Origin of the sequence: Leuconostoc litchii, assembly GCF_008107645.1 — a bacterium.
Taxonomy (GTDB): Bacteria; Bacillota; Bacilli; order Lactobacillales; family Lactobacillaceae; genus Leuconostoc; species Leuconostoc litchii.
The window spans coordinates 44,673-65,906 of the sequence record NZ_SDGY01000005.1 but is presented as its reverse complement, the minus strand read 5'-3'; the positions used below and the strand labels follow the sequence as shown (position 1 = coordinate 65,906).

Annotated in this window: 20 protein-coding genes; 3 read left to right on the top strand and 17 right to left on the bottom strand. The window is 34.4% G+C overall.

Annotation, left to right across the window (positions count from 1 at the left end; translation table 11 throughout):
- Positions 1–20: 20 nt before the first annotated feature.
- The 10 genes from ESZ47_RS07305 to ESZ47_RS07260 form a co-directional block, all read right to left on the bottom strand.
- Positions 21–1,127, bottom strand: coding sequence for an ABC transporter ATP-binding protein (locus ESZ47_RS07305; RefSeq protein ID WP_148606159.1), 1,107 nt, complete (start codon positions 1,125–1,127; stop codon positions 21–23).
- Between the two features lie 41 nt (positions 1,128–1,168).
- Positions 1,169–1,903, bottom strand: a complete 735-nt coding sequence (locus ESZ47_RS07300; RefSeq protein ID WP_148606157.1) for an alpha/beta hydrolase — start codon at positions 1,901–1,903, stop codon at positions 1,169–1,171.
- 25 nt (positions 1,904–1,928) lie between these two features.
- Entirely contained in the window at positions 1,929–2,906 is a 978-nt protein-coding gene (locus ESZ47_RS07295; RefSeq protein WP_148606156.1) for a LacI family DNA-binding transcriptional regulator, read from the bottom strand.
- Between the two features lie 55 nt (positions 2,907–2,961).
- A complete protein-coding gene (locus tag ESZ47_RS07290) occupies positions 2,962–3,792 on the bottom strand; it encodes a carbohydrate ABC transporter permease (protein WP_042251988.1) in 831 nt (276 codons plus the stop codon).
- Positions 3,793–3,857: 65 nt separating this feature from the next.
- Positions 3,858–4,748, bottom strand: coding sequence for a carbohydrate ABC transporter permease (locus ESZ47_RS07285; RefSeq protein ID WP_042251985.1), 891 nt, complete (start codon positions 4,746–4,748; stop codon positions 3,858–3,860).
- A gap of 23 nt (positions 4,749–4,771) precedes the next feature.
- Positions 4,772–6,028: a sugar ABC transporter substrate-binding protein gene (locus tag ESZ47_RS07280; RefSeq protein WP_148606154.1), complete on the bottom strand. Its 1,257-nt coding sequence runs from the start codon at positions 6,026–6,028 to the stop codon at positions 4,772–4,774.
- A gap of 83 nt (positions 6,029–6,111) precedes the next feature.
- Positions 6,112–9,219, bottom strand: a complete 3,108-nt coding sequence (locus ESZ47_RS07275) for a GH36-type glycosyl hydrolase domain-containing protein (RefSeq protein ID WP_148606152.1) — start codon at positions 9,217–9,219, stop codon at positions 6,112–6,114.
- A 1-nt stretch (position 9,220) separates the two neighbouring features.
- Positions 9,221–11,392, bottom strand: coding sequence for a glycoside hydrolase family 3 N-terminal domain-containing protein (locus ESZ47_RS07270; protein ID WP_148606150.1), 2,172 nt, complete (start codon positions 11,390–11,392; stop codon positions 9,221–9,223).
- A gap of 280 nt (positions 11,393–11,672) precedes the next feature.
- Positions 11,673–11,927, bottom strand: a complete 255-nt coding sequence (locus tag ESZ47_RS07265; RefSeq protein WP_148606148.1) for a hypothetical protein — start codon at positions 11,925–11,927, stop codon at positions 11,673–11,675.
- Between the two features lie 102 nt (positions 11,928–12,029).
- Positions 12,030–12,350 carry an ArsR/SmtB family transcription factor gene (locus ESZ47_RS07260; RefSeq protein WP_148606147.1) on the bottom strand — a complete coding sequence of 107 codons (321 nt, stop codon included), beginning with the start codon at positions 12,348–12,350 and terminating at the stop codon, positions 12,030–12,032.
- Between the two features lie 79 nt (positions 12,351–12,429).
- On the opposite strand from ESZ47_RS07260, the gene ESZ47_RS07255 reads away from it, so the two are divergent.
- Positions 12,430–13,002 carry a cadmium resistance transporter gene (locus tag ESZ47_RS07255; protein ID WP_148606145.1) on the top strand — a complete coding sequence of 191 codons (573 nt, stop codon included), beginning with the start codon at positions 12,430–12,432 and terminating at the stop codon, positions 13,000–13,002.
- 245 nt (positions 13,003–13,247) lie between these two features.
- On the opposite strand, the gene ESZ47_RS07250 is transcribed toward ESZ47_RS07255, so the two are convergent.
- The 7 genes from ESZ47_RS07250 to ESZ47_RS07220 form a co-directional block, all read right to left on the bottom strand.
- Positions 13,248–13,559, bottom strand: a complete 312-nt coding sequence (locus tag ESZ47_RS07250; protein WP_148606143.1) for a helix-turn-helix transcriptional regulator — start codon at positions 13,557–13,559, stop codon at positions 13,248–13,250.
- Positions 13,560–13,684: 125 nt separating this feature from the next.
- The gene (locus ESZ47_RS07245) at positions 13,685–14,413 is read right to left on the bottom strand and encodes a hypothetical protein (protein WP_148606141.1); all 729 of its coding nucleotides are present in this window, start codon (positions 14,411–14,413) and stop codon (positions 13,685–13,687) included.
- Positions 14,410–15,309, bottom strand: a complete 900-nt coding sequence (locus tag ESZ47_RS07240) for an XRE family transcriptional regulator (RefSeq protein WP_148606139.1) — start codon at positions 15,307–15,309, stop codon at positions 14,410–14,412. Before ESZ47_RS07240 ends, ESZ47_RS07245 begins: the two co-directional genes overlap by 4 nt.
- A 200-nt stretch (positions 15,310–15,509) precedes the next feature.
- Positions 15,510–16,904: a flavocytochrome c gene (locus ESZ47_RS07235; RefSeq protein WP_148606137.1), complete on the bottom strand. Its 1,395-nt coding sequence runs from the start codon at positions 16,902–16,904 to the stop codon at positions 15,510–15,512.
- 28 nt (positions 16,905–16,932) lie between these two features.
- Positions 16,933–17,208 (bottom strand): hypothetical protein, encoded by a 276-nt coding sequence (locus tag ESZ47_RS07230; RefSeq protein WP_148606136.1) that lies wholly within the window; start codon positions 17,206–17,208, stop codon positions 16,933–16,935.
- A gap of 118 nt (positions 17,209–17,326) precedes the next feature.
- Entirely contained in the window at positions 17,327–17,893 is a 567-nt protein-coding gene (locus tag ESZ47_RS07225) for an ECF transporter S component (protein WP_148606134.1), read from the bottom strand.
- Positions 17,877–18,680 (bottom strand): hydroxymethylpyrimidine/phosphomethylpyrimidine kinase, encoded by an 804-nt coding sequence (locus ESZ47_RS07220; RefSeq protein WP_148606132.1) that lies wholly within the window; start codon positions 18,678–18,680, stop codon positions 17,877–17,879. Before ESZ47_RS07220 ends, ESZ47_RS07225 begins: the two co-directional genes overlap by 17 nt.
- 489 nt (positions 18,681–19,169) lie before the next feature.
- Here ESZ47_RS07220 and ESZ47_RS07215 point away from each other — a divergent pair, with 489 nt between their 5' ends.
- A complete protein-coding gene (locus ESZ47_RS07215; protein ID WP_148606130.1) occupies positions 19,170–20,480 on the top strand; it encodes a GHKL domain-containing protein in 1,311 nt (436 codons plus the stop codon).
- Between the two features lie 5 nt (positions 20,481–20,485).
- Positions 20,486–21,211 carry a LytR/AlgR family response regulator transcription factor gene (locus ESZ47_RS07210; protein ID WP_148606128.1) on the top strand — a complete coding sequence of 242 codons (726 nt, stop codon included), beginning with the start codon at positions 20,486–20,488 and terminating at the stop codon, positions 21,209–21,211.
- Positions 21,212–21,234: the final 23 nt, after the last annotated feature.

The following is a 21,234-nucleotide window of genomic DNA, read 5'->3' as shown; positions in this document are numbered from 1 at the left end:
GCTTGTAGTTGTTTAATGTATTAGTATATTGTAAGCTCAGTTTCTGGGTCAAAAAAATGGCCTTTGTTCAAATCCAAGCCGACAATTAATTCGGCTCCTGGTTGAATATGATCTCTTGAATTCACTTTGGCGATAAATTCTTGATCACCTACCTTACAATATAATTGTGATTCAGCTCCTAGCAACTCGGAAACATTCACAGTAGTCTTGATTGTTGCATTCGGAAACACCTTTATAAATGTATTTTCTGTGTGAATGTCTTCTGGTCTAATACCTAATTTTAAACGTTTACCTGCATATCCTTTAGACTGCAGTACTTTTAAGCAACCTTCAGGCACTTCTAACGAGAAATTGTTTTTTCTATCAAGAATACGATTATTCTGTAATGTTACATCAAAGAAGTTCATTGCTGGAGAGCCAATAAAACTACCTACAAACAGATTTGCTGGATTATCATATACTTCTTGTGGCGTACCAACTTGTTGGATTTTACCATCCTTCATAATAACAATCCTATCTGCCATTGTCATTGCTTCTGTTTGGTCGTGAGTCACATAAATCGTTGTTGTCTGCAATCGACGATGTAACTTTGCAATTTCAGCACGCATTGACACACGTAATTTTGCATCCAAATTAGATAATGGTTCATCCATCAAAAATATAGGGGCATCACGAACAATTGCTCGACCTAACGCAACTCGTTGCCTTTGTCCACCTGACAAAGCAGCCGGCTTCCTATCTAAATACTCTTCCAATCCAATAATACGTGCGGCATTGTGCACACGTTCGTCAATGTCTTCCTTGGAATACTTACGTAATTTCAATCCAAATGACATGTTATCGTATACACTCATGTGAGGATAGAGCGCATAGTTTTGGAAAACCATCGCAATGTCACGATTCTTTGGTAGTTCATCATTGACAACCTTACCATCAATTAATAAATCGCCCTCTGTTATGTCTTCTAAACCAGCAATCATCCTGATGGTAGTAGATTTACCACAACCAGACGGTCCAACAAACACAACAAATTCTTTGTCTTTAATATCCAACGAAAAATCGGTTACAGAGTAATCGTCAGCATTGTCGTACTTTTTATAAATATGTTCAAGATTTAATTCTACCATTAGCTGCTCCTATATAATTTTAACTAAACTACATATCATCACTACTTGTCATCAATTATGTTCAGTACCTGTCTAATAGCTTTATCCCACACCGACCATTCGTGACCACCAGAAACTTCCACAAACTGATGTTTTAATCCTTTTTGTCTAATTTGTTGGTCAAGAATTACATTCATGTCGTAGAAAGGATCGCTTCGGCCACAAAGTTGCCAAATTTCCGGATCTATATTATCCTGCTTTTCCACCAAGTAAGAAATATCATTAATTGATCCTTGAACTTGTTCTGGTTCACCAAACAAACTCCGATACCATTCATCACGCTCTGAATTATTTCGCCAATTTGTTAGAACATCCGGCATGGCCGACATAACAAAAATTTGTTTAAACTTTTTTGGATTTGTTAGTCCTACTTTTAACGCGCCGAATCCTCCCATAGATATGCCAGCTATAAAAGTTTGTTCTTTATTATTTGGTATATTGAACCAGTTTTGACACCGTTGTAAAATTTCCTGACTAACATATTCAAAGTATTGAGGACCTCCCACGCTGGTAGTATAGTAACTACGATCAACTCTCGGCATGATAATGGTTATATTCGACTCACTAGCATAAGAAACAATCCTAGTCTGCTCTAACCATGTATTTTCATCATCACCTAAACCATGTAAAAGTAATAAAACTTTCCCACCTTTATCAAAGTGTTCAGGTAATATCACATTAACTCTAGTCTTCATTTCTAATTTTTCAGAGTAAAACTCAATATGACTTACTGCCATCGAACTAATTTCTCCATCAAAACACTTAGTCGTTATTTTCTAGTTTTTCAAGTGATCCACGGTGCCGAATATGTGTTAATATTTTTTTGCTATTAAATTGATCACGATCATCAATCATTTCTAATAACGTTTTGGCAGCTACACTACCCCAATGATGTTTTGAATAATCAATAGTTGTTAAACCTGGGGTAATATACTGACCAATAATATCATTATCAAAGCCGATAACTTGTATGTCATGACCAATTTTTTCAGTCGGTAATTCCTCAATCAATCCAACTGCCATTTCATCGTTTAAAGCGAATATACCTATCTTTTCGTACTTCATATCGATAATCTCTTTCGCTGCGTTGCGACCACCGGTAATGGTGAAATCACTATGAATAACTTTAACTGGTCTATTGCTACTCTCATCAATTGCTTTCAAAGCTGCAGACAATCTTTCATTAGAATCATGTGAATTTTTGGGACCTGTTATGATAACAAAAGAATCGATATCTGTTTCATTCAATGCCTGGATGGCTTGTTTAGATCCAGTTACATTGTCTAATAAAACCTGTGTAATGTTGTCACCAGACAACTTTCGATCCATAACAACAATTGGCTTGCCTGATAAAGCATACTTTTTAATTAGGTCATCTGGAAAATCAGAGTCTAATATAATAGCCCCGTCAACTAAACCTTGTGAAATAAAATCACGCGTTTTGCTACCACCAGTCGCCACAATAACCTCGTAGTTATTTTCTGATAACACTTTATTAACACCATCAATCATATGACTATAAAAGTATCCACCAAAATCATGCAGATACAATCCAATGATATAGTTTTTTTGTTTTTTTAACATTCTTCCTGCCAAGTTTGGTGAATAATTGTATTCTTCAGCAATTTTCAAAATTCGAGAACGTGTTTTTTCAGTCACCTTTTTACTTCCATTGAGCGCATAAGAAACTGTTGAGATAGAAACACCTGCTTTTTCTGCAATCTTTTGAATACCTGCCATAATAATCCCCTTACCTAGCTTTTTATAATAAATACCTTTTAGGTTTTATTTTACATTATTTATCTCCCTGAATATTGAATCCTTGTAAAATATACTTTTGGAATATAACAAAGATAATAATGATTGGAATGACCATAAACGACGAACCTGCCATTTGAATACCATAATCCGTTGTATGTTGACCTTGTAGTAACTGTAATCCAACTGATAATGTATAATACTTTTCATCATTTGCTAATATCAAAGGCCACAAAAATGCATTCCAACCACCAATAAATGTCAATATTCCTTGTACTGCTAAGACTGGCTTTGAGATTGGTAGAATAATGTGCCAGAACATATACCACTCGCTTGCACCGTCTAAACGTGCTGCTTCCAAAATTGAGTCAGATATATTAGATATAAATTGTCTGAATAAGAAGATACTGAAGGCACCAACCAATCCGGGCAAGATAATACCTGTTAACGTATTTGTTAAATGCATCTGGTTAAGAATTAAATACACCGGGATCATGGTTACTTGACCAGGAATCATCATAGTTGCTAGAACCATAATAAATAGGACACCACGCCCTTTAAATTTAAATTTTGCAAACCCATATCCTGCCATAGCATTGAATAACATACCAACGAATGAGAAGAAGGTTATTATTAATGTATTTCTAAGATACAATGTAAAACCGCTGTGAAATAAATTACGATAATTTTCCAATGTCCATTGCTTAGGAAAAAAACTTCGGGTATTTTGGACAATTTCAGCATTTGTTTTAAAAGACGACAAGAACATCCATAAAAACGGCAATATCATTATAAATCCAAACACAGCCAAGATAACACTTACAATAAAACGTGAATTTTGCTGTGATTTAAGTAAACTATTACTCATTGTATTTCCTTTCTCTTAAATCTTTAGTCAGTTATTCTCCTAAATAAATAAAATAGTTTCTTACTCTAACCGTTTTGTTGTTTATTTTGGAGTTTAAACTGAATTAGAGTTGCCAAGATAATTGCCGCAAACATCACAAATGATGCACTGGCTGCATACCCAAAGTTACTCTGCTGAAAACCATTTTGGTAAACAAATAATGCAACCGAATTTGTACTACCCAATGGTCCACCCTTTGTCATAACAAATGGCTCATCGAAGAATTGGAACCAACCAATTAAAGTTGTGACTGACACAAAGAAAATTGAAAACTTTAATGACGGAATTGTAATATGAATTGTTTGTTGCCACCAACTCGCTCCATCCAGTTCTGCAGCCTCATAAAAGTCTTTTGGAATACCTTGCAATGCAGCCAAGAAAATCAACATATTCAAACCAATGGCTTTCCAGACGGCCAAAATAATCAGAGCAATCTTAGCCACATTCTGATCTGTTAGCCAGCCTACCGAGCCCAATCCTATTTGATTCAAGATATTATTAATCAATCCCGTGCTTGGGTTATACATAAACGTCCAAACAACTGCAACAGCAACTGTATTAGTTATTGATGGTGTATAGAAAACCAATCGCATTAATTTGAAAAACCTATTCTGACCAAAATTGATCATAATGGCTATTGCTAGGGACAACGCAATAACAGCTGGAACGCCAATCACGACATAAAATAATGTATTACCGACAGCCTGCAAAAACAAACTATCATGAAATAAATTAATAAAATTACTCAGACCAATAAACTTAACCGCTCCCCAATTACCTAACCCGGTAATATCTAAATTTGTAAAGCTAATTACCAATGAAATAATAATTGGAATGATAGAAAACAGGATTAAAAGTAATAGAGCCGGAAAAATAAATGTGTAAGGCATTAATTTTTTCATCAAATTATTTTTCATGAAATCTCCTTTTTATTGAAAGCTTATTTACTTGTGTCCAAGCTCTTATTTGTTTGATCATTGAACGTATTCATTGTTTTTTGCGGATCAGCATTTTCTACCGAAATCTTTTCCCAAGCCTTAACATAGTTCTGACCAATTTGATCCCACTGCTTAATTAGTGGCATAGGTTGAGATGAATTCAATTGCTTTCTAATAACTTGCACCTTAGTATTTTGCAAAGACTTATCATTCCAAGCATCTGTTCGTGCTGGTAATGAATTGCTATTTTTATAATACTTAATTTGATTCTCACGTTTAGACAAGAATTTCATCAGTTTTATGGCTTCTGTTTTGTGTGATGTATATTTGAATACTGCCAAATCACCACCACCAGTATTTGACATATTGTTATATTTACCTGCTGGTAATTGAGCAACACCCCACTGGCTATCCTTCAATCCTGAATCCTGTTCAATGCTTTTAACCATCCACGGTCCAGATACAAACATTGGTAATAGCCCCTTGTTTCCAAATGATTCACCAATAGATAATTTCAAGTCTTCTTTGGGTGAAACACCGTTTTTAACAAATTTTTGTAGGTAACTCATCGTTTCAACCATTGCTGTTTGATTAAATTCTGTTTGACCATTTTTGTTCAACAATGTGGCGCCGTTTTGCCTAGCCATCATAAATCCAAAAGTTGGTTCAGACTGATCAATACTAAATCCGTACGTATCTTTACCACTTCTCTGTGATAACTTATTGGCAGCATCATATAATTCATCCCAGTTTTTTGGTGGCTCGTTGTAGCCAACCTTTTGCAATAGATCCTTACGATAATACAAAACGCGTGTTTCGGTGTACCATGGCACACCATAGTATTTACCATTAACCTTCGTTGTCTCTACATTTCCTTTAAAGAATTTATTTGATTGTAAATTTTTGTCTTTTTTGATGACGTCAGAAATATCCATTAACGAGTTTGAACTGACAAAGTTAGGAACTGAAGTTGTCCCCATAACCATTAAATCTGGTCCTGACTTTGAGGCAGCTGCAGTCAAAAGTTTATCATTATATTGTGACCACGGTACACTTTGAATTTTAACTTTGATGCCAGTCTGCTTAGTGAAATCCTTGATAATGGGCTTAATATCGGTGTCTCCATCGCCCCCATACCAGAACGAAACTGTTTTTGAAGAAGAACCGCTGTCATTATTTGCTGCCTGATTTAATGCAACAAAACCACCACCAGCAATAGCTACAATTGCCACACCTATTGCTATTTTCTTAATGTTCATTTTATTATCTCCCATTTATTCATTGAAAACGGGTAACTCAGTTTGATATCATTGTAAGCGCTTTCAATTATAAGTAAAATTTTTTAGTCCATTGTGATATAAATATCACTATCGAAAGGCAGTGTGTTATTTTTTCCCGACTCTCTAATTGTCATAATACTCTGAAGAAGTGCACCGATAAAGATTCCTGGGCCACTACTATATAGACGCCAACCTCCTTTCACATTAACTGATTGCTTTGCTAATTGATCATAATGTTCTTGTGCTTCATAGCGTGTATCAAAGTCTGCATCTGAGCTTGAAAAGTACACATTAGCTTGTCGAATGGCCGCGTTAGGGACACGGTCGGTCAAGTTAATCGGATTGACTAAATCTAGCAACCTCCAAGCTTCATTTTTATCACCATTCGCTGCAATAGCTTCAGCATAACGAATATGAGCATGAACATACAAAAGTCCAATTTCTCTACCAAAATTAGCCGATTGCTCCGCACGCTTGAAAATTTTGCTCACACCACCATGATATTGAGCAGGTCTATCCATTAATCGAACACCATCTGCATACAATAACTTTTCTTTAATAGTTTGTAAAGCGTTTAGGACCTCAGAACTAGTCAATACTTGGCTTAGAACACCTTGAGACAATGGCAGCAATCGATAGTTGATGCCAGTTTTCTGATCACCCGGATAAATAATTGGTTGTACTTCGTGATTGCTGTTCATCTTAATAAAACCTGGTAGCACATCCGTTTGCATAAAGTACTTTTTAAAATCTTCATACATACGATCAGCTAGTGCAGCACATCGTTTTTGTAATTCACTTCCTTTCTCTAACACATGTGCCATTTTTCGAAATACTTCAATCGTCAATTCTTCAGTCCATGTACTAGCCATTTCTTGTTTTTGTGATGCATCCGCAGGTTGTAACGTGTCGTCCCAATCACCATCACCGTACGCTGAAACAGCAGTATCATATAAAAAGTTATTCTCAATATAATTAATTTGTTTAACTAAATGATCTATAAGTTTTGCATCTTTATCCGTCGTCTTCTGGGTTTCGTGAGACATATATGGCAATCTTTCTTGCAAAATAGTTACATCATTTGTTACTGCTAAGTAATCAGCAACCACTTTCATGGGCCAAATGATAACATCACCATGAGACTCATCAGCATAAATACCACTATATTGATCGAACATGAACCATTGTGGCCAGTTGCCATTTTCAATGAACTGATGTGAATAAACATTTGTTATGATTTTGCGAACCTCGTCAAAATGCTCCGTAGCGAGGAAAAGCTCCGTAGGCCCTTGACTCACATCTCTTGTACCCCATGCTGCGCCGCTAGACTGTTCCAGACCATGAGGAGACAGCAAATGTACTAGCGCATCGTGCGCAAACCACGGCAGAATCAAATTGGTTCGCTCTAATAAATCTTTTTTATCCGGATTATTAGTTGCCAAGTGGAAACTTTTTAATAAATCACTTATATTCTTTGCATGTGCTTGACGCGTCTCATCCTGATCTTCTACCCTTAAGTTATCGCTAAATATCCCAGTCTGCACCATAAAATTGCTTACACTATGATATTTAGAAAATACTTGATTTGTAGGAAATTCTAAGTCTTGATTGAACACCATCTTTTCATCACTTAGGTCTATTTGTTTCCCATCATGGTTTGAAAAATCAACTATATAGCTCAGATCTGGCATCTTTTCAGCCATTAGTTGCTGAGGATCTGGTGATATTTTCACCGTATCATCATCAAAAATATATCCGTACTCAGCACCAAGAGTTTGACTATTAATTTGTGTAGCTAATAAAATATCATATTGTTTGTGTTTCAACGACTCGAATCGTAATGATAATTGATGGTTTGAACTATTGGCATCATCACTTATTTTAATAACATCGTCATTAGTTTTATAATACCAATCAGCCCCATTATAGTGCATCACGAATAGTGAGGGCATACCTAAAATCTGATATTCGCCATTAATATAAATAAAAATTCGTGTCCCACTAATTTTAAATATGTTAAACACATCACGCGTGTCAGTGGATAAAATATTGAGATCTGAATTTGCGTATACATTATGCGATTCAAAAATTCCTGTGATATATTGTGTCGAGGCAAGTACTGCTTCACCTGGTTTTCTGCTCAGAGAACTTAATACAATGTTTCCTGACAACCTATCTTGTATTTTTTCCTTTTCTGGTAAAACGACATGCGAGCCATCTGAGTTAAAGAAGGATAAAATCTGTTTTTCATTTTTTTCAACTTGTAGTTTGTTCGGGAAAAACTGATCTACTTCTTCCTCAGTTAATTTATCGCCAGCCAATACTCGAGTCATGGGTAGAACTGTGGTTACTGGTTCCAGTTTTTTCGATTCACCCAACACAACAGCGGTAGCATAACGTTTGTGTAACTCACTCAAATTGATTAGCAAATGATCGTTGCCAGCTGGTTGGTTTTCTTCAAAACTAGCATAGAAAACAAATTTTACATTATCTTGATTTAAATTAATTTCGTGTGTGCGCAACGCCGTGTAAGCGCTTTCATTTTGTTGATTATAATTATCTAGATCGCTTTGCTGGAATGCTTTAGGAATGCTACTTTGTTTGTACTCTGTACCAAAAAATTGATATGCATCAGTTGAATAACTACTCAATTTTTCAAAACTGCCTTCTTGCAAATAAGGATACTGACTGGATTGGCTTTGATTTTGTCGTGAGGCAATAGCTATAGTATCATTCTCAGTAACAACTAAATGATCAATATATTGACTGGCGTAGGCCTCATTTGTTTTTACAAATTTTTCTACACCTAAGCCAAGATCTTGCGTATAGGTCACGTCAACCATCTTTGTTTGTTCTGTTTCTAAATCAACAGTCCAAAACCATGTATCGTCATGAATTAATAAATTAAGCTGGTAAATGATTTCTTCAAATTCACCTGTCCATGTTACTGAGTTTGTTGAATAAGTTACTTCACTATTACTTAGTGGTCCTGTTAGAGGATGTATATTATAATGATTGAACGTCTTTACTCGTAAAAAAATATTCGCAAAACTGCCATCCAAATTGTTCCCCTCAATTTGATTAATCATCACATTTCCGGAGATAATTTTGCTTATTGCACCATTATCCAACAAATTAACTGTAGTGCTTCCATCTTTAATTACCGGCATATCATTTCTCCTCTAAATATTTAATTTGGATATCGTCATGACTCAATTCTGATGAATTTAGACCGACCATCACGTCGTAATATCCCTCATCAACATAAGATCTCAAATCGGAGTGAACACTAACTAAGTTATTCACCGGTAGACTAATTATTACCTCTTTTTTGCTATTAGCTAGCAGGGATACCTTTTTAAACCATTTCAATTCTTTCAATGGTCGTACTGTCTCTCCTACAATTTGATGCGTGTAGCACTGTAACACAGTTGAGCCAGAACGATCAGAAGTATTTGCCAACTGCACCACTAGTTCAATCGTCCCAGACGAAGAAATTACATGGTTGGTTACCGCAATATGAACAATATCTATATTGGCATACCCTAAACCAAACCCGAAGGGATAAAGTGGTTCATTAGGACTATCAATATATTTAGATATATATTTTTCTTCACCATTATCCATCCCTACCTCTACCGGTCGACCAGTATTATAGGCATTGTAGTAAATAGGTATCTGACCTGCATTTTCTGGGAAAGTCATCGGCAAGCGACCAGTAGGTTCAGTGGCACCAACCAAAATACTGGAAAGCGCTTCTGCTCCCATAGTACCAGGGAAAAAGCTGATTAATACAGCATCTGATAGCTCGTCCACTGTTGTCAAAACTAACGGTCGACCAGTTACAACAATCGTCACAATTGGTTTACCCAATGCCTGCAGCGCTCGTAGATAAGCTATTTGTCCATCTGGCAAGGCCGGATTGGTCATACTAGTAGCTTCACCACTTTCAGAACTTTGCAAGCCCAAAGCGACTACTATCACATCAACATCATTCACCTGATCTACAATGTTATTCCAATCCTGTGGCACATCTTGATGATAGGTAATACCCTCTGAAAAATCAACTGTATCTACTTTCTGCTTTAGCTGTGTGAACAAGCTATCCGTATCATCGATATCACCCTTCCAAGACCAACTACCAAGTAAATCACCAGTATTCGCTGCTGGTCCTGTTAAAAAGACGCGTTGATGGGGTGACAGTGGCAGAGTTCCATTATTGTTTTTAACCAAAACTATTGACTCTTCAGAAACTTGTAATGCTTGTTGCTTATTTTTTTGCGCCACAGTTTCATCATTTTCTTTTTGCTGACTAATCCCTACATAGGGATTTTCAAACAATCCCAACTCTTCTTTTAATTCTAAAATACGAATTGCTGATTCATCAATCAACTTTAATACTTTGTCCGGTATTCCATTAATATTGTCTAACAACTTGGCATAGGCAAAAGCCATCATATCAATATCAACACCAGCATCTAATGCAATTTCAGCAGCATTATTTAGATCCTCAGCAGTACCATGATGAATAAGTTCTTCGATGGCATTCCAATCACTAATGAGAACTCCATCAAAAGTTAATTCATTTCGTAAAATATCTTTCATTAAGTATTTATTACCAGTAGCGGGTATACCAAACAAGGTATTAAACGATGTCATAACTAGTTTTGCCTGTGCATCAATAGCCGCCTTGTATGAAGATAAATATTGGTCACGAAAACGCCATTCTGAAATATCAACTGTATTATATTCCCGTCCAGCTTCCGGTGCACCATAGGCTGCAAAATGCTTAACAGTCGCAGCTACATGATTTTCATCAATTGGTAATTTACCTTGAAACCCTTTAACAGAGGCTGCTGCCATTACTGAATTCAAATAAGGATCTTCGCCGGTTGATTCCATTACCCGTCCCCAGCGAGGATCACGCACCAAATCCGTCATAGGCGCAAAAGTTACTCGTACACCACCGGCTGCTGATTCAGAAGCTGCAACCTCGGAAGAAATAGTCATCATATCTGGATTAAAAGTTGACGCTAATCCTAATGGGATTGGAAATATTGTTTTATAGCCATGCACAACATCGGCCATAAACAGCAAAGGAATTTTTAAACGATTATGTTTTAAATAATCTTTTTGAATATTTTCTACGTCATTAGCACCAGAAACTCCTAATACAGAACCAACCGTATAACGAACACTATCTTTTAGTCTATTTTCTTGGCTAAGTGGACCAGTAATTTTACTATCACCATTTTGAAAAAAATCACCTGTAACTTGAATTAATTGACCAATTTTTTCCTCAATAGTCATTTGTGAAAACAAATTTTCTACTATTTTGTTCATTTACCTCTCCTAAAAAAAGTTATCGAAACGTTTCACCACAATGATAACCTATTCGAATCAAAAAAACAATTCATTGGCATCAAATTTATTTATTTATTTATTTTTAATAAGGTTACCTATTCCTCATTAACAAATATTTATATATCAATATTTTTTCATCAATAATTAATAATTTTTTACAAAAAGAACTATTTAAACATTTATAATGTTCAAATAGTCCTTTTACTATATTACTTACGCTATTCAAGTTTTATTAAAATCGTCCTATTCCGTCAAACAGTTATGATTTACTAATGAGTTCGAGACCATAATCTTTTCGTAACACCTGATCAGAAACAGTACCTAAAGAAATACCTTTACTTCTAAACGAGTCAAGTAGAGCTAATTTGATCTTTTTACTATCCAAAAGATCATCAAATTTAGTACCAGTAAATGTGTATAAGGCATCAGTATCAACTATTCTAAAAACAGGTTCCTTGCTTTCATATATCACCGTTATATATTGTTGCAGCCATTCATTTTTGCTTTTGATCATAATCAAGACCTACCTTTCTTACTCACATTGTACATCTATGAGACTTAAAAAACAGACAAGATTACTCGTTTTATAATATTAAATCCTATATTATCGTTAAAATTATAACTCACCATGTTTTTTACCAAGCACGACATGCCTAACATGGTTTTTAGTAGAATCAATCACATTTAAAATATGTGGATCATCTAATCGGTAAAGACTTTGCTTACCTACTCTATCAGCATTAACTAATTGGTGTTCTTTCAAAATGGCTAGTTGGTGTGATACTTGTGGCTGGGATAACGAGAGTTCATTCACTATTTCATTGACACTCAATTGTTTATTTTCTAATAATACCAAAATTTGCAAGCGTGTTGGATTACTTAATATCTTAAATATGCGTTCCATTTCATTTTTATAAATGATCTCTTCATTTTTCATATGTTGACTCCTTTATATGTTGATGATAACATATGTTTATATTAACATACGTTGATTATAACATGAAAGAGGATTTAACATGCTCAATTTACCCTTAGTAACAATGCTATTTATCGGTGTCAACTTGGATTTTTTTGTCATTTTATTGTTCTTGTTACAAAAATACCGTTTCAAAGAAACACTTATCGGTTACGAAGTAGGTATGCTTTTAATCTTTACTATGAGTGCGATAATTGGTCAACTAATTCAAACCATTACACCTACCTGGGCTATTGGTTTTCTTGGGTTAATTCCAATATATATGGGTATTAAAGGTGAGAATGATAATGAGGAAAGTGCTCAGAATAAAACGAAAAAAGGTATTATAGCTGTCCTATTAATGTATTTGGTCAGTTGTGGTGCCGATAATATCGCTGTCTACGTACCGGTTCTAGCAACATTATCCTTTCCTAGTCTCCTATTTACCTTAGTTTACTTTGTAATACTCACTTTTATATCGCTAACTTTAGCTTACTTCTTTGGTCAACTAAAAATTATCAAGATTATATTCAAGAAATGGGGAGCACCTTTAAGTCGCATTATTTATATTCTTATTGGCCTATTCGTGATATGGGATACCGGTTTACTCGAACATGTTCTGAATTGGTTTTAAGACATTTACGCATATTATTTTTTATGGCATAAGACTTTGGAAATCCTATACCACTAGCACTTTAAAAAAAATATTATTTTAATTGACTAAATCATCCGTACACGATTGTTTAATGTACAAGACTTAACATTATCTATACTTACAAAAAATTCATTGCTTTTGATTAAGACATATATTTTTACATTAATTTCTCAAAAACCACCAAATCATACCAGATAAAGCAAATATAATCCAATAATAATGCGCTAAAAATTATTAATTGGTTTCATTTGCCATTCTTGCCACAGCCTCTTACCATTCCATTCCTGATTAATTACGCTCTCTTTAATAAGAGGATCCTCAATATTCCTGATAGAATCACCAAATAGCAGATTTTCAACGGGCAAATCAAAAAATTCAGCTATTGACTGAATTTTATTGAGATCAGGCGTCACTTCCCCAAGCTCCCACTTTGAAATAGTTTGCCTAGTAACAAATAATTGATTAGCTAAGCCTTCTTGCGATAAATTATGCTCTTTTCTTAAAACCAACAGATTTTCTGCGAATATTATTTTCATGAATCTTTTCTCCAGTAAGTTTAATAAATTTAATATACTAGATTTAAATATAAATACCAGCAAGAGTTAGCTTACAGGTGCGCATTTTCAATTTGCAAAGCGCACTTTTGAATTGCATTTATAATTTAATTAGTTTTCTTCCGTAAATGTAACCAAACAAATGCGACCAATGGAATCCCACTCAAAATAATCGTCCCAAACAACTGCGTTAATGCTGGAAAAATATTATATCCATTAGTCAATTCTTGAGTAATCTTGAATAAATAATAACCTGGAAAAAACTTTTGAATTGCACTAATAATACTGACTAATGTTCCTGTGGTCCAAGTATTAAAAGGAACGATTAATAATGCAAAGAAAACCATAATTGGGAAAGATAATGTTTCCAATAGCTTACTGTCAGCAACTATACCAATAACAAATCCTATCAAACAGAGGTATAAACCTATCACCTGGCATATAATCATTTCAATCAAAAAATTAAGATTTAGATTAATTGTTTGCATCCCTATAGCACAAATCGTTACAGTACAGGCAATGAGTAGATTCAAAACCAACTGAATTAGCATTTGATCAATCATCCAGTTTTTAATATCGTAGTGTGAAGTTTTGGCTTGTAAAAAATAAAATTTTTGACTATTATTAATCGTCTTCCCAAACGTAATAACCGAATTTCCCATAATACCCATGACGCAAGAAGCTACCCACCAAACACTTGAATACCGTTGCGTAAAAAATCCAGCGGATTTTGACATACTAATCATAAAAAGATACCACATAACAGGCGTAATTATTGTGAATAAAATAAATCGACGATTGCGAAATGTGTTTTTTAATTCTATGTACTTGATCATATTATTTCACCTTCATTTCGGTTATATTTTCGATACCACTCTTCAATTGTTTGGTTATTGGAGTGTATCTTAGCAACCGTCTCATCTTTCCAAATCACACCATTTTTCAGTAACAACACGCGGTTAAAATATCGATCAATTTGATTAAAATCGTGCGTAATTGTCAAAACACTACCACCTATATGATCCATATAATTCCAAAAAAAATCTATTGATTCCAAATCCATTCCCACAGTTGGTTCATCTAAAATTAATAGTTTGGAAGTGCGTATAACACTCAATAACAAGGCCAACCGCCTTTTTTGACCACCGGATAAGTGACTAATTTTTATATTTGCTTGCGCCTTTAACTGAAATTTTTCTAATAGATCATGAACAATCTGTTTTGAATACACACGCTGTATACTAGCAGAAAGTACTATGTGTTCTTCTAAACGAAGAGACTCTATCAACACATTTTCTTGTGGCATAACGTTTAAATCGTCTTTAGCATCAAAATATTTTTCTACTTGACCGCTGTCGGTCGGCAATGTTCCCTCAATAATATTTACAATAGTAGATTTGCCGGAACCATTACTTCCTAATAAGGCAATACGGTCTCGTCCGTATATCGTTAGATTCACACCACGCAACACTGGATTCTGAAATTTTTTATTTACTGCTATAAGTTTTAACAACAATTCTTTCGAACTTTGTTGCCCTGCCAATAAATAATTTAAATCCACACCAAAAATGTCAGCTAAGGCAATTAATTTATCTATGTCTGGTTCAGCATCACCGCGTTCCCATTTGGAGACTGATTGCCGTGAAACAAATAATTTCTGCGCAATAATTTCCTGTGACAAGCTTTTCTTTTGGCGTAACATTGTTAGCTGATCACTAAATATATTTTCCATGTTTAAGTTCCTCTCAATATGCTGTGCACAGATTTTATTATACGTAAATAAGATTTTTTGACCATAAAAAATCGTTAATAGTTGTATCTCTTTAGCTGCGCAGGTCGCAACGCTCGGTTGCATCATAAAAAAACTACTGTCTCAGAAATTAATGAGACAATAGTTTTTTAGTTACTACTTATTTATAAGACGACGTTATCTTATAACTTTAAAATTAATTTAGCCGCTTGTTGGCCTGCTTGACGACCAAACACTACTGTTTCTGCAATAGAGTTCCCACCCATTCGGTTATCACCGTGTAATCCACCTGTCACTTCACCTGCAGCAAACAAGCCGGGTATGGGTTCGCCTTTGTCATCTAAGACCTCAGTTAAACTATTAATTTTTATTCCGCCCATCGTGTAATGGATTGCTGGTTTTATATGGATTGCATAGTAAGGAGGTTTCGTAATCCCTCGTTCCATAGCCGTTTGACGACCAAACATAACATCCTTTGAGCTTTTTTGAGCGTTATTCCATATACGGATCGTTTCTGAAAAACTAATCGAACTCACATTTAATTTTTCTGCTAACTCATCTAATGTATTTCCTGACAAAATTAAATGCATAGCGTCATAGAATTCGACTGCTTTAAAGGCGTTTCGAATCTCTTGATCAAATACTAAAGCCACACCATCTTGATGCAGGTCATTAATGGCTTTTGTAACTGTATCGCGCGTAGACATTTCGTTAACAAAACGCTGTCCCTTATGATTAATTAAAATAGCTCCTGCACCACGTAATCCCTCACCAATTAAATAGACATGCCCGGCTTCCTGTCTCGCAGTCGGATGGACTTGAATTTTATCCATATCTATTAATTTAGCTCCTACACTGGTTGCCAATTTTATCCCATCTCCCATTGCTCCTGGGTGGTTTGTTGTAGGTAGATTTAATAAATTTGGTGCTAACTTTGCTATCATCTCATAATTGTGCGCAAAACCACCACTAGCAATTAAAACCGCTTTAGATTTGATTAATTTTTTTCCGCCTTTCGGATGTTCAATTGCCACACCTGATACATTACCATCGGTCTTAAGTAAAGATAATACTTTTGTTTGATTAAATAGGGGTATTTTTCTGGCAATAATTTGTTTCTGTAGCCCTTTTACTAAATAGCTCCCTATTGCTGATGCATTTGATGGTCGATGGGCACGTTTTTTTGACATTCCTCCCGTGGAAGTGATATCGTCTAATTCAATATTATGATGTGCTAACCATTCAATTGCTGATTCAGTATGTCTCACAAAGTATGATAACAACGTCCTATCATTACTTCCTTTACCACCAACCAATGTATCGCAATAAAATGACTCTTGTGAATCAACAACATGGTGATTCAGTTGTGTTAAAGTTTCAACAGCGTTCATGCCAGTTGAAGCTCGCATAGAATTACCACCTAAATTACTAAGTTTTTCGAGGATGATAACGTCTAAACCAAGTTCTTTTGCTTGAATAGCGGCTGTCATACCTGTTAGCCCCGAACCAATCACAATAAAATCATATGTGTTTTTCAAATCATCAATGTCTGCACATAAAAATTCAGATTTAGTCATAGTTCATCCCCTGATGTTTATTGTACCTTTATCTTGCGAGAATCTCTCTCTTAGCGGCTTCATAACCACTGATAAATTTTGATATTTCAATTGCTTTATTGTCTGTGATATCATTTACTAACTGAATTGTTGCTGAAGGGAATTTTTGAAATGTATGATTGTTTTTATAGTCAAATTCTGCTTGTTTGTATCCTAATTGATAGTCATCAACTGACGTACTTTGATATGTTTGCTCAGCAGCTTGATATTTACCACTTTCATAATTTTCTTTCACGTAATTGTGTAAATTTTTGAAAAGTTTCATACGTATTATTATTCCTAACATGTTTTTTGCCACTCACATGACGATGTTAGTATACCTGATATTGTGATCGTAATTGTATCGTTTTAGTTGCTGTGCTCGCAACTATTCCTAAGTTACTTTAGCTAAAATTATTTTTTGTCATTAGTTGATTGAATTGTGTCACTAATACTCGATAAACAATAAACACAACAATCAAAGTCGTCAAGCAATTTATTATTGTTGGGAATAAAGCAGACACTGTAGCTATAATAGCTGGTTGTAAGGTCATCCCTTTGATCAAACTTATAACAAAATTATGCCCCGTTGTCATTACTAATTTAGAAAAAACAGCTGCAAGAATTACAATGATTAATTTAATATTCGTACTATGTTGTTTATAATGAACAAGTGAAAATACATATATTGCAACACCACCCACAACAAAACACTCAAAAAAATAATATGGTGCTTCCACGGCATAACCATGGAAAATATCAAATGAAGCTAATCCAAATCCACCTGCAAGAGCTCCACGTTTGTATCCCAGTAATAATACAGACAATAAGACAGCTGAATTACCTAGATGGACAAACGGTTTACCTATCAGAGCTGGCATAGGTACTTGTATACTTGTAGCTACAAATGTAATACTTGTAAATAATGCAACCAAAACGATACTGATTATAGTACTATTGTGTTGTTTCATAATTGTTATCTCCTTGCCAAACATGACCAACAAATTTATTTAGTTTAATAGACCGATCAATCGTTTGGAACGTAAACTCTTTTGCTTCTTGAACAGCCTCAATAATCGGCTTATTTTCAACAAGATTAGCCAATATCGCTGCAGAAAATGTACATCCTGCGCCATGATTAAAATTAGTATCTATCGTTTCACGCTGAAAGAGTTCAAATTTCGCCCCATCATACAATAAATCAGTGGCTACATGATCAGCAAAACGATTGCCTGATTTAATCACAACATACTTGATACCACCACTATATAGTTTTTTAGCGGCTATTTTCATTTCGGAAATATTAGTAATAGCTGGAACATTGGTCAGCATAGCAGCTTCTAAAACATTTGGTGTAATAATATCAGCTTTAGATAGTAGCTGTTTTTTATATGTTTCTAGATTAACCATTTGATCGTTGTTGATTGCAACTTTTGTTACCATCACTGGATCTACTAATAACATTCCAAAATTGGCAGTCTCAAGATAGTCAATCAGTGTATTAAAATTATCCATATTTGAAATCATACCAATTTTAATGCCTGCTAGATCTACCGCTAACGACGTTTGCAATTGAGCGGAAAATACTTGATTCGGTGTTGGATATTGTTTTACACCCCATGTGTTCGGAGACATAGTAACAATATTTTCAATCGCCACTATATTAAATTTGTTATATCGTTCAAATGTTTTAATGTCCGCTTGTATGCCGCCACCACCACTAGTGTCTGACCCACCTATAGATAATATTTTTTTCATAATCTTCCCATTTTTGTGTGCTGAATTATAATATATACTGGATATTATACTAGTTTAAAGAGTGATATGAAACAGTTATTGTGACAACAATAGGTACATAATAAAAGACCCAATAATTTGGATAGATAGAAATCCAAATTATTGGGCTCATCCATAACAAATATAATTATGGCAAAATCAAACTATTAACTTGTCATCTCAGAATATGGCCCTGATTATTTAACCTATTATTTAAAAATTTTATCCAATCTCCGCCTTCAATATTTCGTAATTCATTACAGCTTAATTTTTCAAATTGACTTAAAAATACCATATTTTCCTCCTTCAAATTATTTTTAGTACCACTAATATTTTCCTTGTTATATTGTTTTATCACAAGAATATATTCATAAACGGTTACTAATTTGTTTTGAATGGTTAAAAAATAAATCTTTGTGGTAAACGTTTATCTTTTAATGTAAAATGTAAATATAATTTAGGGAGATAATTATGTACATTTTATCAATTACTCACATTCTACTGGGATTTTGTAGTTTATCAAGTATTGAATTTATCATGTTTTGCACTATAAGTAAAACTAAAATAAGCTTTAAAATTTACCTGCTGTTTATCTCGACTGAACTGCTGACAACGGCATTATTAGGTATCCCAGCTCGGATAATACACATCTTTATTCTAATGTTGCTTAACGTCTCACTGAACAAAGGAAAACAAAATCTTAACCTTATCACCTTTTACGCTCTATATACCGTTGTATCCGTGTCAACCTTCGGGGTCATCATTCAATCACTAGATAAGTGGCTTGGATTATCATACTTCTTAGAAAACAATATCATAGCTATTTACGATACAATAATAACACCAATATTCATAGGTATTGTACAATTTGGTGTAATCAAACTGATTGCACCAAATCTAGAAATTATACGAAAAAACCAACATTTACAAAAAAGCAATCGCTTGAAATTAATCAACTCATTATTGTCTATTAGCCTATTGTTATATTTATTAACACACCAATTTAATAACACTTCATATAAAAACGCTGTTAATATGTTCTTTGTTATTAGTTTAATATCATTATTAGTTTATCTTAAGAATACTACCCAAAACTATTTCAACTTTCAATTAGCACAGCAAAAGCAACAGCAACTAGATCATTTAACAACCTATACAACACAAATCGAGGATCTCTATAAAAGCATCAATGGCTTTCGTCACGATTATGCCAACCTAATCGTCAGCTTAGAAACAAGTATACAAGCTGGTGATATTAATCAGATTCGCTCTATATATGAAGATGTATTAAAAAACTCCCCGAATGTATTAAATCATGGCAATCACACCTTAGGGGCATTAACAAAGATTGACATCCCTGCTATCAAAAGTGTTCTATCAAACAAAATTATTTTAGCACTAGAAAACGGTATTCATGTAAAATTTGAAATCGAAAAGAACTGGTCAACTTGCCACATTGATGTTTTTGATTATATTCGTATGCTGGGTATTTTATTGGACAATGCTATTGAAGCCAGCGAAACATGCTCAAAAGCTTTTATTAACATTGCATTTATTGCAGATAATATTAAACAGGAGCATCGCCTCATTATTGAAAATTCCACTAACCAAAAATTTATCAATATCGGTCATATTTTTCAAGATGGTGTAACTAGCAAAGGGACTAATCGTGGCATTGGGCTGAGCAATATGCAGCATATCTTGAGTGATTATGAACAAGCACGTATAGAAACCGAACACAGCAATTATCAATTCCGACAGACATTAATTACACAAGGATAAATTTCATGCACATAAATATTTTAGAAGATGATATCATACAGCAACAAAAATTGCGACGCTACTTAATCGAATTAGTCCAAGAAAACAATTGGTCATGCCAAAAGATTAACACTTACTCAAAACCAGAACAATTATCACAGCACTTACTTAGTAATGGAACACATCACATATATTTTCTCGATATTGAGATCAAAGGATCAGATAAAAAGGGGTTTCAGGTAGCCAAAGAAATTAGAAAACATGATCCATATGCTGCTATTATTTTTGTTACGACTCATTCTGAATTTTTGCCACTTACCTTCCAATATCATATATCTGCACTGGACTTTATAGATAAGACGCAATCATCAAATGATTTTAAGCAACAATTAAAAGAATGCCTAACTCATATTGTAGAAAAAAATCATCAAGATAAACCGCTAGACTTATTTCACTACAATACCTCACAATGCCATTTTCAGATACCCTTCAATGATATTCTATTTTTTGAAACAATATCGAGCGAACGAAAAATTGCTCTAGTGAGTAAAAATAAACGTATCCAGTTTACAGGTCGACTACAAGATATCGAAGCGATGGACGATCGATTATTCCGTAGTCATCGTTCCTATCTTGTAAATATTAATAAAATTGAGCAAATTGATAAAGTCAATAATGAAATTATCCTTCATAATCAACTGACTTGTCTAATTTCCAGAAGAAAAATAAAAGCATTAAGAAATCTCCTGTGACTAAAAAAGTTGGGTTCACTGTT

Excerpts from the sequence above, each read along its gene's own strand:
- ESZ47_RS07305 (WP_148606159.1), bottom strand. The coding sequence starts at position 1,127 with ATGGTAGAATTAAATCTTGAACATATTTATAAAAAGTACGACAATGCT.
- ESZ47_RS07300 (WP_148606157.1), bottom strand. The coding sequence starts at position 1,903 with ATGGCAGTAAGTCATATTGAGTTTTACTCTGAAAAATTAGAAATGAAG.
- ESZ47_RS07295 (WP_148606156.1), bottom strand. The coding sequence starts at position 2,906 with ATGGCAGGTATTCAAAAGATTGCAGAAAAAGCAGGTGTTTCTATCTCA.
- ESZ47_RS07290 (WP_042251988.1), bottom strand. The coding sequence starts at position 3,792 with ATGAGTAATAGTTTACTTAAATCACAGCAAAATTCACGTTTTATTGTA.
- ESZ47_RS07285 (WP_042251985.1), bottom strand. The coding sequence starts at position 4,748 with ATGAAAAATAATTTGATGAAAAAATTAATGCCTTACACATTTATTTTT.
- ESZ47_RS07280 (WP_148606154.1), bottom strand. The coding sequence starts at position 6,028 with ATGAACATTAAGAAAATAGCAATAGGTGTGGCAATTGTAGCTATTGCT.
- ESZ47_RS07275 (WP_148606152.1), bottom strand. The coding sequence starts at position 9,219 with ATGCCGGTAATTAAAGATGGAAGCACTACAGTTAATTTGTTGGATAAT.
- ESZ47_RS07270 (WP_148606150.1), bottom strand. The coding sequence starts at position 11,392 with ATGAACAAAATAGTAGAAAATTTGTTTTCACAAATGACTATTGAGGAA.
- ESZ47_RS07265 (WP_148606148.1), bottom strand. The coding sequence starts at position 11,927 with ATGATCAAAAGCAAAAATGAATGGCTGCAACAATATATAACGGTGATA.
- ESZ47_RS07260 (WP_148606147.1), bottom strand. The coding sequence starts at position 12,350 with ATGAAAAATGAAGAGATCATTTATAAAAATGAAATGGAACGCATATTT.
- ESZ47_RS07255 (WP_148606145.1), top strand. The coding sequence starts at position 12,430 with ATGCTCAATTTACCCTTAGTAACAATGCTATTTATCGGTGTCAACTTG.
- ESZ47_RS07250 (WP_148606143.1), bottom strand. The coding sequence starts at position 13,559 with ATGAAAATAATATTCGCAGAAAATCTGTTGGTTTTAAGAAAAGAGCAT.
- ESZ47_RS07245 (WP_148606141.1), bottom strand. The coding sequence starts at position 14,413 with ATGATCAAGTACATAGAATTAAAAAACACATTTCGCAATCGTCGATTT.
- ESZ47_RS07240 (WP_148606139.1), bottom strand. The coding sequence starts at position 15,309 with ATGGAAAATATATTTAGTGATCAGCTAACAATGTTACGCCAAAAGAAA.
- ESZ47_RS07235 (WP_148606137.1), bottom strand. The coding sequence starts at position 16,904 with ATGACTAAATCTGAATTTTTATGTGCAGACATTGATGATTTGAAAAAC.
- ESZ47_RS07230 (WP_148606136.1), bottom strand. The coding sequence starts at position 17,208 with ATGAAACTTTTCAAAAATTTACACAATTACGTGAAAGAAAATTATGAA.
- ESZ47_RS07225 (WP_148606134.1), bottom strand. The coding sequence starts at position 17,893 with ATGAAACAACACAATAGTACTATAATCAGTATCGTTTTGGTTGCATTA.
- ESZ47_RS07220 (WP_148606132.1), bottom strand. The coding sequence starts at position 18,680 with ATGAAAAAAATATTATCTATAGGTGGGTCAGACACTAGTGGTGGTGGC.
- ESZ47_RS07215 (WP_148606130.1), top strand. The coding sequence starts at position 19,170 with ATGTACATTTTATCAATTACTCACATTCTACTGGGATTTTGTAGTTTA.
- ESZ47_RS07210 (WP_148606128.1), top strand. The coding sequence starts at position 20,486 with ATGCACATAAATATTTTAGAAGATGATATCATACAGCAACAAAAATTG.